Origin of the sequence: Ketobacter sp. GenoA1 (assembly GCF_003671475.1) — a bacterium.
Taxonomy (GTDB): Bacteria; Pseudomonadota; Gammaproteobacteria; order Pseudomonadales; family Ketobacteraceae; genus Ketobacter.
Map to the genome: position 1 here is coordinate 12,551 of NZ_RCHM01000045.1, position 17,597 is coordinate 30,147.

Here is a 17,597-nt window from a genome sequence, read left to right on the forward strand (position 1 = left end):
ACCTTTAAAGTTTTCCGTAGTAGCCTTCTTTCAGGGCATCGTACAGGTTGGCGGCCGTATGCTCTTCGCCATCGTACGTAATCATTTCGTTGCCCTTGGCCTCAATTACGCTGCCATCTTCCAGGGTGAATTTGTAGGTAGTGGCTTCGATGTCTTTCTCTTTCACCAACACACCCTGGAACGCTTCCGGGTTAAAGCGGAAGGTGGTGCAGCCCTTCAATCCCTTGCGGAATGCATACAGGTAGATGTCCTTGAACTTATCGTATTCAAAGTCGGTGGGCACATTGATGGTTTTGGAAATGGAGGAATCCACCCACTTTTGTGCTGCCGCCTGAATGTCCACGTGCTGCTCTGGGCTCACATTATCGGTTGCCGTGAAGTACTCTGGCAACTGCTGATCGGCCTCTTCACTGTAAGGCATGGCATCGCTGTTGATCAGCTCACGATAGGCCAGCAGCTCGTAGGAGAACACATCCACCTTCTCTTTGGATTTGCGCCCTTCCCGGATGATATTACGGGAATAGTGGTGTGCAAAGCTCGGCTCTATGCCATTACTGGCATTATTGGCAATGGACAACGAGATCGTGCCGGTGGGCGCAATGGAGGAATGGTGGGTAAAGCGCGCACCGTTCTTGGCAATGTTCTCCACCAGCTCGGGTTCTACCTCCGCCAAGCGCTGCATATAGCGGCTGTATTTGGCGTGTAACACTTTGCCTTTTACCTTGTCGCCTATTTTATAGCCATCCTTTTTCATTTCCGGACGCTTGCGCAACATGGCACCATCCACTTTGAATTCCTGCTCCATAATGGGGGCAGGGCCTTTCTCCGCTGCCAGGGCCAGGCCGGTCTGCCAGCCGGTGACGGCCATTTCCCTGGCCACCTGTTCGGTAAACTCCACGGAATCCGCAGAGCCATACTTCATGCGCAGCATGGTAAGGGTGGAGCCCAGGCCCAGAAAGCCCATGCCGTGACGACGCTTGGTGGTGATTTCGTGGCGCTGTTGCTCTAACGGCAAGCCATTGATTTCCACCACGTTATCCAGCATGCGCGTAAAGGTGGACACCACTTTGCGGTATTCATCCCAATCGAAACTGGCTTTTTCGGTGAAAGGATTGCGCACAAAGCGGGTCAGGTTCACCGAGCCCAGCAGGCAGCTGCCGTATTCCGGCAGGGGCTGCTCACCGCAGGGGTTGGTGGCGCGGATGTTCTCGCAGAACCAGTTGTTGTTCATCTGGTTCACTTTGTCGATGAGGATGAAACCGGGTTCTGCAAAATCATAGGTGGAGGACATGATGGCATGCCAGATCTTGCGGGCTTTTTCATAGCCGTAGATTTTACAGGCCACCAGCCCCTTATCGTTAACGATGTAGCCGTCGTTGGCGGGCCATTCCCGCCAGATCACCTTGCTGGTGTCTTTCAGGTCCATCTTGTTGGCATCGGGGCTGTTCTGCTTGATGGGGAACACCAGCGCCCAGTCTTCGTCTTTCACCACGCAGTCAATGAACTCTTCACTGATCAGCAGGGACAGGTTGAACTGGCGCAGGCGGCCGTCTTCACGCTTGGCTTTGATGAATTCCAGTACGTCCGGGTGGGAGACATCAAAGGTGGCCATCTGGGCACCGCGACGGCCGCCGGCAGAGGATACGGTAAAGCAGGTGCGATCAAAGATATCCATAAAGGATAAGGGGCCGGAGGTTTTGGCCCCGGCGCCGGACACGTAAGCGCCCCGGGGGCGCAGGGTAGAGAACTCGTAGCCGATGCCGCAACCGGCTTTCAGGGTCAGGCCCGCTTCGTAGTTCTTTTCCAGAATGCCGGACATGGTGTCGTTGACGGTGCCGGACACGGTGCAGTTGATGGTGGAGGTGTCGGCCTTGTAGGCCTGGGCACCCGCATTGGACAGGATACGGCCGGCGGGTATGGCACCATGACGCAACGCCCACAGGAACTGCTCGTACCATTCGGCTTTCTTGGCGTCATCGGTTTCCACATCCGCCAAAGCGCGGGCCACACGCTGGAATGAATGGTCGATGGAGGCATCCACGGCGGTGCCTTCGCTATCCTGCAGACAGTATTTAGACCGCCAGATGTCCAACGATGCCTCCTGCAGTGGGATTTCCTTTTCAGCTTGCTTCTCTACTGGTTGATAAGATACAGCGCTCATTGCCACCTTCTTATGATTTCCCGAACAAAATGATCTCCACGCAACCGAAAAAGGGGCTGCGGGCCTGAATTATGAACTACTAGATGTTGTGTTGTCAGAACCTGAACGGCCCTGGCGAATCGGTTATGCGTTGACAGGCGCTACTGGAATTAGCGGCCCGGTTTCCTAATCGGCTTATGCCGAACTTTCCCAAAGAGACCTGAGCAATAAACAGACAAGTAGGATGTCTCATGTATCACCACCCGGTGTGACAATCGATCGCTTTTATTATGATGAGCTGTGCTTACTACCCCTGCACAGTACGGTCCGGCCTGTTCCCAACGGCTTTTTCCGGTTGACATCCTGCCACCACCGGAAAAGAGGCTAACACGCTATATCCGTCTCTCTCATGCCACCAACCACAATATCTTGTGGTTTCGAGAAAATATTCTAGCTAGCTTTGAAAGTTTAACAACCCCAAATTTTCTACTTTTTTACAGAATGTAACCGGTCTGTAAGGTATACGTGCTATTGCCTCCGCTTATGCCGCAGGCTTAAAAGTTAGCACCCCCTAACAAAAATAATTTTTCGCTTTTAAAAAAATTTTGACGGCGCCAGAGCTTGCTCGTTGGACTAAAGGATAATTGCCATTTAAATGACACGGGAGTAACGTTGCCCACTACATCTTGTGTTTGCCAGAAAAGAACGATAAAGGACAGGAGCCTTCTTACCATGTACGACATCAAAAACCATCCAGTGGATCCGGCCTACGCCAAAGACGCCAACATGACGCTGGAACAGTATCAGGCCTGGTATAAGGAATCCCTGGAGCAGCCGGACCAGTTCTGGTCAAAGCGCGCGGAAGAGTTCCTCACCTGGTCCAAACCCTGGACCAAAGTTAACGAATACGATTTTCCCAAGGGGGAAGCCACCTGGTTCAAGGATGGCAAGCTCAATGCTGCTTATAACTGTATCGACCGCCACCTGGAAAAGCGTGGTGATCAGGTGGCCATTATCTGGGAAGGCGACGACCCCAAAGAGGATGCCCGCATCACCTATAAGGAACTGCACGAGCAGGTGAGCCGGCTGGGCAATGTGCTGAAACAACGGGGCGTGAAAAAAGGCGACCGGGTGTGTATCTATATGCCGATGATTCCCGAAGCCGCCTACGCCATGCTGGCCTGCGCCCGCGTAGGGGCCATTCACTCGGTGGTGTTCGGTGGCTTTTCACCGGATTCGCTGAAGGATCGTATTCTGGATTCCGATTGCCAGGTGGTGATCACCGCCGATGAAGGGCTCCGTGGCGGCCGCACCATTCCCCTCAAGGAGAACACCGATAAGGCCCTGGAACACTGCCCGGATGTGCACACCTGTCTGGTGGTAAAACGCACCGGGGGCGACATCCAGTGGCACGCACAACGGGATGTCTGGTATCACGAGCTTACCGCCAACGTGAGCGCCGATTGCCCGGCAGAAGAAATGGATTCCGAAGATCCCATGTTCATTCTGTACACCTCCGGCTCCACCGGTAAGCCCAAAGGTGTCATGCACACCACCGCCGGCTATATGCTGGGCTCCGCCATGACCCACAAGTACATCCTGGATTATCGCGAAGGGGATATTTTCTGGTGCACTGCCGACGTGGGCTGGATCACCGGCCACTCCTATATTGTGTACGGCCCGCTGGCCAACGGCGGCACCACCTTGATGTTCGAAGGGGTGCCCACCTACCCGGATGCCGCCCGCTGCTGGCAGGTGGTGGATAAGCATAAAGTGAACATTTTCTACACCGCCCCCACCGCCATCCGGGCCCTGATGAGCCAGGGCGAGGAGCCGGTGAAGCGGTGCAGCCGCCAGTCCATTCGCCTGTTGGGCACCGTGGGTGAACCCATCAACCCGGAAGCCTGGGAATGGTATTACAACGTGGTGGGGGATGCCCGCTGCCCCATCGTCGACACCTGGTGGCAGACGGAAACCGGTTCGGTAATGATTGCCCCCCTGCCCGGCGCCTTTACCCTCAAACCCGGCTCCGCCACCCTGCCGTTCTTTGGTGTGGAGCCCGCACTGGTGGATGGTGAAGGCAATGAACTGCAAGGGGCAGCGGAAGGCAACCTGATCATCAAGCGCAGCTGGCCCAGCCAGATTCGCAGTGTGTTTGGGGATCACCAGCGCTGCATCGACACCTACTTTTCCACCTACCCCGGTGCTTACTTCACCGGTGACGGCGCGCGCCGGGATGAAGACGGTTATTACTGGATTACCGGCCGGGTGGACGATGTACTGAATGTGTCCGGCCACCGCATGGGCACCGCTGAAATCGAAAGCGCCCTGGTGCTGCACAATGCAGTGGCGGAAGCGGCGGTGGTGGGTTACCCCCATGACATCAAGGGCCAGGGTGTGTATGCCTACGTCACATTGATGAGCGGCGTTCAACCCAGCGAAGCGCTGCGCAAAGAGCTGCTGGCGGTGGTATCCAAAGAGATCGGCGCCATCGCCAAGCCGGATCTGATCCAATGGGCCCCGGGCCTGCCCAAAACCCGTTCCGGTAAGATCATGCGCCGCATACTGCGCAAGATCGCCGCCAACGAGCTGGAGAACCTGGGGGACACCTCAACCCTGGCCGACCCTTCCGTGGTGAACGACCTGATCGACAATCGCGCCAATCAGTAAAGATCTGCACCGGCTCCCTGGGTAAGCACCTGCATCCAGGGGGCCGGTCCGCCCGCTTCAAGCAGCCCGAATGTGCCCCTAATGTAGCCCTCACTTACCCCGCCTTCACCCTGGCCCGTGAATTTGCCCGATTATTTGAACGCACACTGGTCTATATTCTAAGAGTTACCCGGTAAAAGTTCGGACAATTATTATGCTTTCAGCATTCTGGTCAATTGCACTGCCGCAGGGCCGCACCTGGGCGTTGCTCTCGGTGTTACTGGCCCTGGCGCTGCCCGGTGCCCGAGCCTATGGCCAGATTAGCGTCAGCAACGATTTCACCAGTCAGCCCGCCGGCCTGCAGGCGCTGCTCTATCTGGATCTTGAAGGCAACCTGCACCTCGATGACGCCATGAACCTGCCACGGGAGCAGTGGCTTACCCCGCAAACGGAAACCACCTCCTTCGGGTTTCGCCCCGGTAGCCTGTGGCTGAAACTGCCGGTCGCCAACCACGGCGACCAACCCAGACGCCTGGGGCTGGAGATTGCCTATCCAATCCTCGACCACGTGGCCGCCTTTGTAATCCGGGATGGCCACGTGGTGGCCCGGTACACCATGGGGGATACCTATCCATTTACCCAACGCCCGGTGGAATTCCGTCATTTTATCGTGCCCTTCCAGCTGCTTCCCGGCGAGCGTGCCACCCTGTATTTGCAAATCACCACCGCAGGCACGGTACAGGCCCCGATCACCCTCTGGGACATGGATCATTTCTTTGAGCGACAACAGCCCTCCCTGATCGCCCACGGCCTGTACTTCGGCATTATGCTGGTGATGATTCTGTACAACCTGTTCATCTACCTCAGCATTCGCCACATCACCTACCTGTACTACACAGTGGCGGCCCTGTCCTGCGCGGGAATCAATGCCTCCATGCAGGGCCTGGGTTTTCAGTTTGTCTGGGGTGCCATGCCGGAGATCAACGCCATTGCCGTGCCCTTGACCGTCGCGGCCTTCGGCATCAGTTCCAAATTGTTCGCCATCGCCCTGCTTAACCTGCAACGCACTGCCCCCACCCTTTACAAACTCAAGCTGGGCATCATCGCCGCCTATACCCTGGTGCTGCTGAGCCTGTTCTTTCTGCCCTATCAATCCACCATCCGCATTGTCCTGGTGGTGGGCATCTGCAGCATTCTGCTGGGAACCTATACGGGCTTCTATTTATTTCTGCAAGGTTATCGAATCGCCCGCTTTTATCTGTTGGCCTGGTCTTGCCTGTTCGCCGCCCTGTTCATCACCGCGCTCAGCAAGGGTGGTTTTATTCCCAGCAGCCATTTCATTGAACATTCGCTGCAATACGGTTCCGCCCTGGAAGTCATTTTGCTGTCGTTCGCCATGGCAGACCGCATCAACGAGGAACGCCGGGCCAAGCGGGTGGCAGAAAAGCTGGCACTGGAAAGCCAGCAACAGGCCGCGGAGGACAGCAAACGCTACATAGAGCTGAAATACCAGACCAAGCTGGACGAGTTGAAAGCGCGCCAGGAAGTGATCGAAGCCCAGGCGGAGAGCAAAGCGAAAAGCGAGTTCCTGGCCACCATGAGCCACGAAATACGCACCCCCATGAACGGCGTGCTGGGCATGGCAGACCTGCTGCAGGAAACCAAACTTGACGACAACCAGCGCCACTACCTGGATGTCATCTCCAACTCCGGCAGCGCCCTGCTCAACATCATTAATGACATTCTGGATTATTCCAAAATCAGCGCCGGGAAGATGGAAATCGAATACCTGGATTTCGATCTGGATCAGCTCTGTCTGGAGTGCGCCTCGGTGTTTTCCCCCACGGCCGAGCGCAAACAACTGGCCTTGCTTTGCTCCCTGGAACCGGGCACTCCCACCCTGGTTAAATCGGATCCTTGCCGCCTGCGGCAGATTCTGCTTAACCTGTTGGGCAACGCCTTCAAGTTCACCCAATCCGGCTCCATTATTCTGCGCGTGCGGGAAACCGAGCCCAAGGTGGCCGGGGAATATACGCTGCATTTCGAAGTGCGGGATACCGGTATCGGCATCCGCCCGGAACAACAGGAAAACCTGTTCAGTGAGTTTGTGCAGGCGGATTCCACCATCTCACGGGAGTACGGTGGCACCGGGTTGGGCCTGAGTATTTCCAGACAACTGGTGCACCTGATGGGGGGTGAAATCGGTATTGAAAGCCAGGTGGGTGAAGGCAGCCGTTTTTGGTTCACGTTACAGTGCCGCCAGTGTGAGCCTCAATTCATCCGCGAGCACTTTGTCCCCCTGTCTGCCCTGGAGGCGGTAAAGCTGCTGATCGTGGATGATTCCACCGACTTCTGCCAGGTGCTGAAGGAGCAGGCTGAAGCATGGGGTATGCGGCCCGAAGTGGCATTCACCGCCGCTGAGGCCCTGGAAAAACTGAACGCGGCCAGCGCGGCCGGTGCGCCGTTTCAGGTGGTGACCCTGGACAGGAACCTGCCGGGCACCAATGGCCTGGAGTGCGCCCGCCGGATAAAGCACACCGCCGCAATCCCCCACTGCCACTGTATCCTGCTGACGGCGATGCGCAGGGTTCCCGGGCGCGCAGAGCTGGAAGCGGCAGGCATCGATCTGGCCATGCAGAAGCCCATCTCCGCCCGAACATTGCGCCAAGCCATTCTGGGGTTAATGGAGGGTGGCGGACAGGGGCAGCAGCCCCGCCATGAGAAGGCAGCCTCGCCTATTCAAGGTCAAACCGTATTGGTAGCCGAGGATAACAATGTCAATCAGATGGTGATCACCGGCATGCTGAAAAAACTGGGGGTGAACTGCGAATTGGTTGCCAACGGTGAGCAGGCCCTGCAGGCCTTCACCCGAGAGCCCCACCGTTTCGATCTCATTTTTATGGACTGCGAAATGCCGGTGATGGATGGCTACCGCAGTTGCCGCCAAATCCGTGAGTTTGAAGATCAACACCATTTGCCCAGAACCCCGATCCTGGCGCTCACGGCCCATGCCATGCGGGAACACCAGCAGCGCGCCCTGGCGGCCGGCATGGACGGCCACCTGTCCAAACCCGTCGACCTCGCCACCATCAAGGAAAAACTGCTGCAGTACCTGGTGTTTCCGGAAGGCAACAGCCGCCGCGCCTGACTCAGCGCCCCCGCAAATGACGTTCGCGGTTTTCCTGTTTCTTCTCGGCGTTCTTCTTCAGCAGTACATATAAAGCCCCGGCACCGCCGTGATGTTTCTGGGCGCTGTGGAAAGCCATGACCACAGGCAGGCTGGGCAGCCATTTATTGACGTAGCTTTTCAACAGCGCCGGCGGCTGGCTGCGATCCCCCTTACCATGCAGGATCATCACCGTACGCAACCCCATACGGGTACATTCCTGAATAAATTCAAATACTTCTGTTCGGGATTGCTCCACTGTTTTACGATGCAGATCCAGCACCGCATCCACTGAATACTTGCCCAGACGCAATTTGCGGTACACCCCTTCCTGCACCCCCGGGCGCTTGTATTCAATGATGTCGTGGGGATCTACCATCTCCACATACTCGGTGGTCAGCAGGTTTTCATCCCGCTTCAGGTCGGTGATGGCCGCCTCGCGCCGAGCCAATTGGGCCTCCGATGGCCCCTGAGCGCTATTACGGATAGACACCCGGTTTTGTACCAGGGGCTTCACACCTTCCAGTTCCTTGCGGAACAGATCTTCATCCTCAGGATTGAACATGGGGAAATTCTCTATTCTGGTTCCGGTCTAAACCAAATCATACTGGGATCTGGCGACGCTGATAAGGTCTCCGCCGCCGAGCCCGGTTGCAGGGCGGCTAACCGGTATACAAAATCGGCACCTTTATGTGTCGATCAAATTTACACCAACCCATTACTGATTAATATTCAACCAAAACAACTGTCTGTTTTTTATACAAATATCAATATTGGCCCACATTCTGCTTACTTATTGATCAAAATTATCTGAATTCACTGTTTCTGCGGTGAGCAAGTAAATAGAAACGGAGCCTTATCCATGAACAAACTGATTACCACCATTGCACTGAGCGCCGCCCTGTTGACCGGTAGTGTGTTTGCCACGCCTCAGTATACCGGTGAAACCGAAGGCAGCCTGACCGATAGCGACTTCAGCACCTTCGGCTACTACCTGTGGAGCGATGAAGGCGACAGCCGCAGCTGGCATCTGCGCTGGACCGGCATTGGCGCGGTACAGGATCCGGTTGCCTGGTACGGTTCTATTCTGTTCTTCAACAGCGATCTGGGCAGCGCCGTGGAATACAGTTTCGAGAGCGGCGGCACCTACGGTGACAACCTGTATGAAACCTATGATGCCCTTGCCTTCGGTGGTATTGATGCCCTGTCCTTCCAGGCCGCAACCAATAATGACGGCGGTGTGGATGGTATCGATTTTTATCTGAGCGACGAGTTTGATCTGCTGAGCTTCCAACTGGGTTCCAGCGCTTTCGATCTTGGCTTCAGCGACATCAACTACGAAGACCAGTATGCAAAAGCGGCGGATGGCATCTACATCAGTGACGAGCTGAACAGCCCAGACGCACTGGTGACCTACAACCCCGATGGTACCCTACGTTATCAGTTTGAAGTGGTTGCCGTGCCTGAGCCGGCCTCCATTGCCCTGTTGGGACTGGGCCTGCTGGGCCTGGGTATGGCGCGCCGCCGGGTTCGCAACAGCTGATAGCCACCCCCGGAAAACCTTTCCAAGCGTAAGAAGCCGGCCCCTGAATCAGGGCGTCGGCTTTTTTTACAGTTTTTGATTAGTTTTTAACCAGCTCGTTCTGTAACGCCTGCAACAGCTTCCGGTGTATGCCGCCAAAGCCCCCATTGCTCATGATGACAATGTGATCCCCCGCTTTGGCTTGCGCCACCAGGCTCTGTACCAGCTGCTCCAGGTCACTGGCCACCCGGGCCGGGGCCTTGCTGGCCGCCACCACCGGCTGCAGATCCCAATCCAGCCCCGGGGGCTGATACCAGATAGCCTCATCCGCCTGCTCCGTTGCCGGCGCCAGGTTGGCCTTGTGTACACCCAGGCGCATGGTGTTGGAGCGCGGCTCAATCACCGCCACGATGCGCTGCTGCCCCACCTGCTTACGCAGCCCGTCCAGGGTGCTCTTGATGGCCGTGGGGTGGTGGGCGAAATCGTCGTACACCGTTATGCCGGCCACGCAGCCCACCACTTCCATACGCCGCTTGACGCCACCGAACTCACACAATGCCGCCACCCCCTGCTCGGCGGTGACACCGGCATGGCGGGCCGCGGCAATGGCCGCCAGTCCGTTGTTCACATTGTGCAACCCGGTGAGGGGCCAGTGGACGCTGCCATAGCAATGGCCCTGGTAGCACACCTCAAAGTGGGAGCCATCCTCCGCCAGCAGCCGCGCCTGCCAGCCGGCTTCACCGATCAGCTGCACTGGAGTCCAGCAACCGGCGGCCAACACCTCCGCCAGATAGACATCGGCCTGGGGATGAATCACCAGGCCATTGCCGGGCACCGTACGCACCACATGGTGGAATTGTTTCTGGATGGCCTTGATGTCTTCGAAGATATCGGCGTGATCGTATTCAAGATTGTTGAGGATCAGGGTCCGCGGCAGGTAATGGACAAACTTGGAACGCTTGTCGAAAAAGGCGGAATCGTATTCGTCCGCCTCGATCACAAAAAACGGCTCTTCGCCCAGCCGCGCGGAGACCGCAAAGTTCTTGGGAATCCCGCCAATCAGGTAACCGGGTGCCAGCCCCGCCTGCTCCAGTATCCAGGCCACCATGGCGGAGGTGGTGGTTTTGCCGTGGGTGCCGGCCACCGCAATCACCCAACGCCCCTGCAGCACGTGATCACGCAGCCACTGGGGGCCGGAGGTGTAGGTCAACCCCCGGTCCAGCACGTATTCCACCGCCGGATTGCCCCGGGACAGGGCATTGCCGATGATCACCAGATCCGGTGCCGGGTCCAGCTGGGCAGGATCATAACCTTCGATCAGCTCAATACCCTGCTCCTGCAGCTGGGTGCTCATAGGGGGGTAGACGTTGGCATCGGAGCCGGTCACCCGGTGCCCCTGGGCCTTGGCCAGCAAGGCCAGACTGCCCATAAAGGTGCCGCAGATTCCCAGGAAGTGTAGGTGCATAAAAGATCCTAAGGCTGGTTCACTCTAGTTGGAGGGTGGCTGTACCTGCTCCACCGCCGGGTTCTGTGGTGCCTGCTCCGGCATTGGCGCCGGCATAAACGCATTACTCAACAACAGCACAATCACCCAGATGGTAATGGACAGCAGATTGGCCTGCAGCCGACCCAGTTGCATGGACGCCCCGTAGATGCGCCCTTTGATCAAAATATCCCAGATCAACGCCACCAACAATGCCAGTCGCGCCAGCGTGCCGGATTCCGGTTCCAGCCCCTGACCGACGATATACACCTGCAGCGGCAGAATAATGCAACTGAGCAACAGATCGGTGCCCAGGCAGGCGCTCATGGTCTGCACGTAACGGGCCGTGAGGCCCTTGAACGCCAGCAGCGCCCACACCAGCAGCAACCAGGCCCCCATGGCCATCAGCAATCCCAGCATCTGCTGGCCCATGTTCAACGGCTCCAGCAGCAGGATGGTGGCCATTCCCAGCGCCAGTTCCGCCACCAGCAACAGCAGCAGCAGGACCTGCGAGTAAGGCACATCCTGGGGACCTTTCTGGAATCGACACAGCTGCCAGAACAGCACAAACAACGGCTTCAAGAGCACTCCTGATTCTGAGGGGCGAATGAACAGAGCGGGCATTGTGCCAAAAGGCAGTACCCGGGAGCAACACAACATGAAACCCGCCGTCATTTGCTATATCATGCCGCGGTCAAAAAGCTCAGCCTCGGGAGTATCCATGGCCACCAAGAATGCGTTCTATGCCCAGTCCGGCGGGGTCACGGCGGTGATCAATGCCAGTGCCTGCGGAGTCATTGAAACCGCCCGTAAACACCCTGACAAAATCGGCAAGGTGTACGCCGGCAATAACGGCATCCTCGGTGCGCTCACCGAAGACCTGATCGACACCAGCGCAGAAAGCGATACCGCCATCGCCGCCCTCAAACATACCCCCGGCGGTGCCTTTGGCTCCTGCCGTTACAAGCTGCGCAGCTTTGAAGAAAACCGGCGCGAGTACGAACGCCTGGTGGAGGTGTTCAGGGCCCACAATATCGGCTACTTCTTTTATAACGGCGGTGGTGATTCCCAGGACACCGCCCACAAGGTATCCCAGATCTCAGAAAAAATGGGCTACCCCATTACCTGTATCGGCATCCCCAAAACCGTGGACAACGACCTGCCCTTCACCGACTGCAGCCCCGGCTTCGGCTCGGTGGCAAAGTACGTGGCCATCTCCATCCGGGAAGGAGCGCTGGACGTGGCCTCCATGTGCGAATCCTCCACCAAGATCTTCATTCTGGAAGTGATGGGCCGCCACGCCGGGTGGATTGCCGCCGCCGGGGCCCTGGCCCGACAGGATGGTTTTCCGGCGCCACAAGTTATCGTGTTTCCGGAGATCCCCTTTGAGCAGGAAGCGTTTCTGGCCAAGGTGCAGCAGTCCGTGAAACAGGATGGTTTTTGCGCCATCGTGGTGTCTGAAGGCGCTCAACGGCGCGACGGCACCTTCCTGGCGGATTCCGGCGGCAAGGACGCCTTCGGCCACACCCAACTGGGGGGCGTGGCACCGTACCTGGCGCAGCTGATCAAGAAAGAACTGGGTTATAAGTATCACTGGGCGCTGGCGGACTATCTGCAACGGGCAGCCCGCCACATTGCCTCGGCCACCGATGTGGATCACGCCTACGCCATGGGCCAATCCGCCGTGGAGTTCGCCCTGGCCGGCAAGAACGCCGTCATGCCCATCATCGTGCGCAACCCCGGTGCGCAATACAGCTGGACCATCGGCGAGGCCAACCTGGCGGAGGTGGCAAACGTCGAACAGAAGATGCCCAAGGATTTCATCAGCCCGTGCGGCTTTGATGTGACCCAGCCCTGCCTGGACTACCTGCAGCCGCTGATTCAGGGGGAATCCTACCCGCCCTACCAGAATGGCATTCCCATGATCGCCCAACTGAAGAAAGTGAAGGTGGCCAAGGTACTGAATACACACTTCAGTATTTAGTACCTTACTATTAAGTGCTACCTCACTATCAGGCCTGCATTGCGCAACCTGGCCCATGGGCCAGCAATCAGGACGAGGCCGCCAGGCTCAGGTCACCCTCGTCGCGTTCATTCCCATCTGGTTCATAGGCATCCAGCTGATAGGCATCGGGATGGCGGCGGGAATCCTGGATGGCACGCCAGGCCAGCGGGATGTATTGCAGGCGCTCCGGCACCAGGGGATAGAACGTGCGCACCGACCAGGCAAACAGGCGGAACAGACGCTGGTCGGTTTTGCTGAAGCGAACATCGAAACGGCGACGGAACGTCTCCGGCAAGGTGGCGATGGTGATTTTGTGCATGAACCAGCCCATGCCCTTCATCAGCAGCCTGAAGATCGGCATAGGCAGTTTCTTCAGCTCTTCCGGCCGTGGGTAAGCTGCGTAAAACCCGGGGTCCATGAGGTCATCCAGTACGTCACCCCACTCCAGGCGCTGCTCAATGATGTAGTCAAAATGCTTCCAGTATTCATCCTGGGTTTGTGGAATGTGCTTCTCATGGATACCCAGCAGTGCCCCCATCTGTTTCCATTCCCCGAACATCGCTTCGCGCTGTTCGCGGCTTAAACGGGTTCCAAAATATTCATACATACGCAAGGTGGCATCAAAGCCGGTGATGTGTACCCAGGAATAGGCTTCCGGGTCCAGGGCGTGGTAGCGGTTGCCGTCCTTGTCGGTGCCCTTGATCTCACGATGCAGCTCACGCAGCCGATGGCCCATTTCGATGGCCTTGTCCGGCCGCGAGTAGACCACAGGCCACAGCAGCTTGGTGGAGCCTTTGGCCCGCCCCCAAGGGTCCAGCTTATACTTCTTTTCTTTGGACACCGCCGCGTCAATCACCGGATGGGCGGACTGCAGCACAAAGGCCTGGGGCAGCATCAGATGAAACCGGTACGAGCCAAAATCGCGCCAGGTGTTGGATTCTGGCCCCAGTGGTCGCAGCTCCGGTTGATGGTGTTTTCGTTGTATGTTGGCCGCTTGAGTCACGCCTTCCTCCTGATACGTTACTGTACTGATCGAGACAAAAGACAAAATATGTCTTATGACTCAAAAAATCAAGCGACTTATTGGTCAGATAAAGGGGGAAACGTGCTCCAGCCTAAAGGCAGACCCGCTGCAAAGCAGGCCTGATGCCGCGTTAGCCTGTATTCAGGGCGCCAGGAGAGGCCGCAGGTAATGCTCGGTGAAAGCCCGCAAGCTGTCTTCGTCAGCGGGGTTAATGACGCCGCTGGGGCTCAGCATCAGGGATTGGGTCAGTCGCAACACCATTTCCGCCATCACCTGAGGATCACCCGCCCGTATGTGACCCGCCTTTTGCGCCCGCTCCAGCTGCATGGCCAGATACTGGCGGGAGAAACTCATAATGAGTTCAAAGTCGGTGGTCAGATAAGGCAGAACGTGGTCGGGCTCCGACTTCAGCAACCGTTGCAACAGCTCATTGCCGTGGGTCATGCGGCTGAACAACACAAACGATTCCAGTAACGCATCCAACGCCGAGCCCAGGTCATTGATGGCCTCTTCGATGTGCACCAGGCTGCGTTGCAGGTCGCGGAAAATGACGGCCTTGAATAGCTGATCTTTTTCGCTGAAGCGCCGATACAAAGTGGCACGCCCCATGCCGGCACGCTTGGACACATCTTCCATGGTGGTGCGGCGCAAGCCGTATTCAATGTACAGTGATCGTGCGCTATCCAGAATCCTTTGGTTGGTACTGTCCTCATCCTCTTTGAGCAGGGCTGCGGGTATTTCAAGATTCACGCTGATACATTCCTGTTGTCTGATTCGCTATTTATTGTGTTTATATGCGCAGATGGTTGCTGGCTGAGTCTAGTCGAAAATAACAGTTTTGTTGCCATGCATCACCACCCTGTCCTCCAGATGGTAACGCAATCCGCGGGCCAGAACGATTTTTTCCACGTCTTTGCCCAGGCGTACCAGATCATCCTTGTTATGGCGATGGCTGATGCGCTCCACATCCTGCTCGATGATAGGCCCCTGATCCAGCTCCTGGGTCACGTAATGACAGGTGGCGCCAATCAGTTTCACACCCCGGTCATAAGCCTGGTAATAGGGATTGGCACCGATAAACGACGGCAGAAAACTGTGGTGGATATTAATCACCTGGCCCTGGTAACGCTCACAAATGGCCGCCGGCAGTATTTGCATGTAGCGGGCCAGCACAATGGTTTGAGCCTCAACCTGTTGCAGCAAGTCATCCACCTGCTGAAAGTGTGCGGATTTGTCGGCTGGGTCAACCGGCACGTGATGAAACGGAATACCATGCCACTCCACCATACTGCGCAGATTGTCATGATTGGCAATCACGGCACTGATGTCGCAGTACAGTTCACCACTGTGCCAGCGGTAGAGGATGTCCGCCAGACAATGGGAGGCGTGACTGGCCAGAATAACCACCTTCTTGCGCACACTGGAATCGCTGATGAACCAGCTCATCTGAAAGGCCTGTGCCAGCTCGGCAAAGCGTTGCTGGAACTGCTCCAGACTGACATCCAGGGAATCCGCCCGAATCTCGTTGCGCATGAAAAACCAGCCCGGGTCCTGGGCGCCGCTGCCGGGCTCCGAGTGATAGCTCGCTTCCGTCAACCAGCCCCCGTGGGCACTGATGAACTCACTGACTTTGGCGACGATGCCAACCCGGTCCGGACAGCGGATAACAAGGCGGTAGGTCTGTTCCATAATTGACGCTGATTCCCATTGACTGCAGATTACAGGTGAAGGTTACATTTGGGGCGCCAGTATATACGGTTTCTCAACCCAACCACAGGGTGAGGGTCACCAAATTGGTCACCAGCAACAGCAGCGCCAGCCAACGCCAGAAGCCGGCCGGATCGCGCTCCAGCAACGGCCGCTGCTGCACTGACAGGAAAGCCGGATTGGGGTGTTTCAGATCATGTACAAACTCAGACAGGGAGTCATAGCGCAGATCCGCATTGGTTTGCATGGCCTTGCGCAACGCCCCGTCCAGCCACACCGGCACCATGGGGTTACGGCGATAGGCCGGTATGTATTTAAGATCCAGAAAGTCCGAGACAGTGGTGGCCTTCTGGAAACGCTCCCCAAACGGATGCTTGCCGGTCAGCATCTCGTAAATCACCATGGCCAGGGAAAACTGATCGCTTTTCTCCGAGCGCGGCCGTTGCAGGCGATATTCCGGAGCAGAGTAATCCAGCGTGCCCAGGGCGCGCTCACGCTCAAAGCTGGTGGCAATCTCATCCACCCCCGCCACGTAGACGGAACCGAAGTCGATGATCACCGGATCCTCGCCTTTCATGACAATGTTATCGGGCTTGATGTCCTGATGCAGGGTTTCGCGGCGGTGGAAGGAGCGCAGGCCCTGCACCAGCTTTTCCGCCATGGCCACCACCTGCGCCACATCCATCGGCTGCCCCCCGGCAATCTTCTGCGCCAGCGACGGGCCCGGCAAATCCTCGGTGAGATAATACAGAAACCGCCGCCCGGGGCCGGGCTCCACCACTTTCACCACGTAGGGATTGTCGATGCGGCGCCCCACCCACTCTTCCATGATAAAGCGTTCGATATAGGCCACGTCATCCACGTAATTCACCGAGGGGGTTTTCATCACCGCACTGATACCGCTGTGCTCGTGGCGAACCCGGTACAGCTGACTGCGCTGACTGGCGTGAATCTGTTGCTGCACACACCAGCCATCCAGTTTCAGCCCCACTTCCAGCTCCGGTGGAAAGGGTAACTGGCGCAGGCTCTGCAGCACGTCTTCGTTGGTTTCCTGGCCCAGTTGCGTCACCTGTACCCACTGGCAGGACAGGTTATCCTGGCTGCCGTTATCCAGCGCCCGCTGCACCAGATCGGCCATCAGCGTGTCCGGGGTTGCCATGCCTTGTGCCAACGCCGTTTGCAAGGTGCGCTGATCAATAAACTCATGCACACCATCGGTGGTCAGCAGGAAACCATCACCGGGTTCCAGGTCCACCACTTTCAGATCCACATCCAGGTTCAGATCGATGCCCAGGGCCCGCGCCAGATAATTCTGCGACGACGAAATTCGCGCCGTATGATCCCGGGTTAACTGCTCCAGAATGCCCTCCCGAAAACGCCAGACCCGGGAATCCCCCACGTGAAAAATATAAGCGGAACGGGATTTCAGAATGACGCAACTGAAGGTGGTGACATAGCCCTTCTCGGCTTCCAGAAACCGTTGCCCCTGGCCGTACAACCAGCGGTTCAGGGCCGTCAGTACCTTGTGGGCAGACTGCTTGACGCTCCAGGAATCCGGCGTCGAGTAATAATCATTGATGAAGCCGGTCACCGCGATGTCCGATGCCTCCTTGCCCGCCTCCGCGGCACTCACACCGTCGGCAATGGCCACCACAATGCCCTTGCGGTTGAGCAGGGAGCCCTGCGGGATCTTGATGGCCATGCTGTCTTCGTTCTGCGGTTTGACACCGGCACTGGTGAACTGGGCGGCGCTGACTGCCAACTGCTGCTTTGTGGTATCCAATGACATACTGGGATCACATTATAAATTCATATTAACGGGTAACTGAAAGCACACGGGCCGCCATTGGCGACCCGTGTTGCGTTCACATTGCGCATTCACTTTGCGCTGCCGGCCACCG

The 17,597-nt window shown here is 57.2% G+C and carries 12 protein-coding genes; 4 read left to right on the forward strand and 8 right to left on the reverse strand.

Going from position 1 to position 17,597, the window contains the following annotated elements; translation table 11 throughout:
• Positions 1 to 4 precede the first annotated feature (4 nt).
• On the reverse strand, positions 5 to 2,161 hold the full coding sequence (locus D9N13_RS20690; protein WP_290593870.1) for an adenosylcobalamin-dependent ribonucleoside-diphosphate reductase: 2,157 nt from the start codon (positions 2,159 to 2,161) through the stop codon (positions 5 to 7).
• A 711-nt stretch (positions 2,162 to 2,872) separates the two neighbouring features.
• Here D9N13_RS20690 and acs point away from each other — a divergent pair.
• Complete coding sequence (gene acs / locus D9N13_RS20695; protein ID WP_290593871.1) at positions 2,873 to 4,810, forward strand: acetate--CoA ligase; 1,938 nt, start codon at positions 2,873 to 2,875, stop codon at positions 4,808 to 4,810.
• A 193-nt stretch (positions 4,811 to 5,003) separates the two neighbouring features.
• Positions 5,004 to 7,937 (forward strand): 7TM diverse intracellular signaling domain-containing protein, encoded by a 2,934-nt coding sequence (locus D9N13_RS20700; protein WP_290593872.1) that lies wholly within the window; start codon positions 5,004 to 5,006, stop codon positions 7,935 to 7,937.
• 1 nt (position 7,938) lies between these two features.
• Here D9N13_RS20700 and smrA read toward each other — a convergent pair whose 3' ends face one another.
• Complete coding sequence (gene smrA, locus D9N13_RS20705) at positions 7,939 to 8,520, reverse strand: DNA endonuclease SmrA (protein ID WP_290593873.1); 582 nt, start codon at positions 8,518 to 8,520, stop codon at positions 7,939 to 7,941.
• A gap of 297 nt (positions 8,521 to 8,817) precedes the next feature.
• On the opposite strand from smrA, the gene D9N13_RS20710 reads away from it, so the two are divergent.
• Positions 8,818 to 9,498 carry a PEP-CTERM sorting domain-containing protein gene (locus D9N13_RS20710; protein ID WP_290593874.1) on the forward strand — a complete coding sequence of 227 codons (681 nt, stop codon included), beginning with the start codon at positions 8,818 to 8,820 and terminating at the stop codon, positions 9,496 to 9,498.
• Positions 9,499 to 9,577: 79 nt separating this feature from the next.
• On the opposite strand, the gene mpl is transcribed toward D9N13_RS20710, so the two are convergent.
• Positions 9,578 to 10,942: a UDP-N-acetylmuramate:L-alanyl-gamma-D-glutamyl-meso-diaminopimelate ligase gene (gene mpl, locus D9N13_RS20715; protein WP_290593875.1), complete on the reverse strand. Its 1,365-nt coding sequence runs from the start codon at positions 10,940 to 10,942 to the stop codon at positions 9,578 to 9,580.
• A gap of 24 nt (positions 10,943 to 10,966) precedes the next feature.
• A complete protein-coding gene (locus D9N13_RS20720; RefSeq protein WP_290593876.1) occupies positions 10,967 to 11,542 on the reverse strand; it encodes a hypothetical protein in 576 nt (191 codons plus the stop codon).
• Positions 11,543 to 11,681: 139 nt separating this feature from the next.
• Here D9N13_RS20720 and D9N13_RS20725 point away from each other — a divergent pair, with 139 nt between their 5' ends.
• Positions 11,682 to 12,944, forward strand: coding sequence for a 6-phosphofructokinase (locus D9N13_RS20725; protein WP_290593877.1), 1,263 nt, complete (start codon positions 11,682 to 11,684; stop codon positions 12,942 to 12,944).
• Positions 12,945 to 13,011: 67 nt separating this feature from the next.
• On the opposite strand, the gene D9N13_RS20730 is transcribed toward D9N13_RS20725, so the two are convergent.
• The 4 genes from D9N13_RS20730 to D9N13_RS20745 form a co-directional block, all read right to left on the reverse strand.
• A complete protein-coding gene (locus tag D9N13_RS20730; RefSeq protein ID WP_290593878.1) occupies positions 13,012 to 13,968 on the reverse strand; it encodes an oxygenase MpaB family protein in 957 nt (318 codons plus the stop codon).
• Positions 13,969 to 14,130: 162 nt separating this feature from the next.
• Positions 14,131 to 14,739: a TetR/AcrR family transcriptional regulator gene (locus tag D9N13_RS20735; RefSeq protein ID WP_290593879.1), complete on the reverse strand. Its 609-nt coding sequence runs from the start codon at positions 14,737 to 14,739 to the stop codon at positions 14,131 to 14,133.
• A gap of 69 nt (positions 14,740 to 14,808) precedes the next feature.
• Complete coding sequence (purU, locus tag D9N13_RS20740; protein WP_290593880.1) at positions 14,809 to 15,678, reverse strand: formyltetrahydrofolate deformylase; 870 nt, start codon at positions 15,676 to 15,678, stop codon at positions 14,809 to 14,811.
• Between the two features lie 73 nt (positions 15,679 to 15,751).
• Positions 15,752 to 17,485 (reverse strand): bifunctional protein-serine/threonine kinase/phosphatase, encoded by a 1,734-nt coding sequence (locus tag D9N13_RS20745; RefSeq protein WP_290593881.1) that lies wholly within the window; start codon positions 17,483 to 17,485, stop codon positions 15,752 to 15,754.
• Between the last annotated feature and the right edge of the window lie 112 nt (positions 17,486 to 17,597).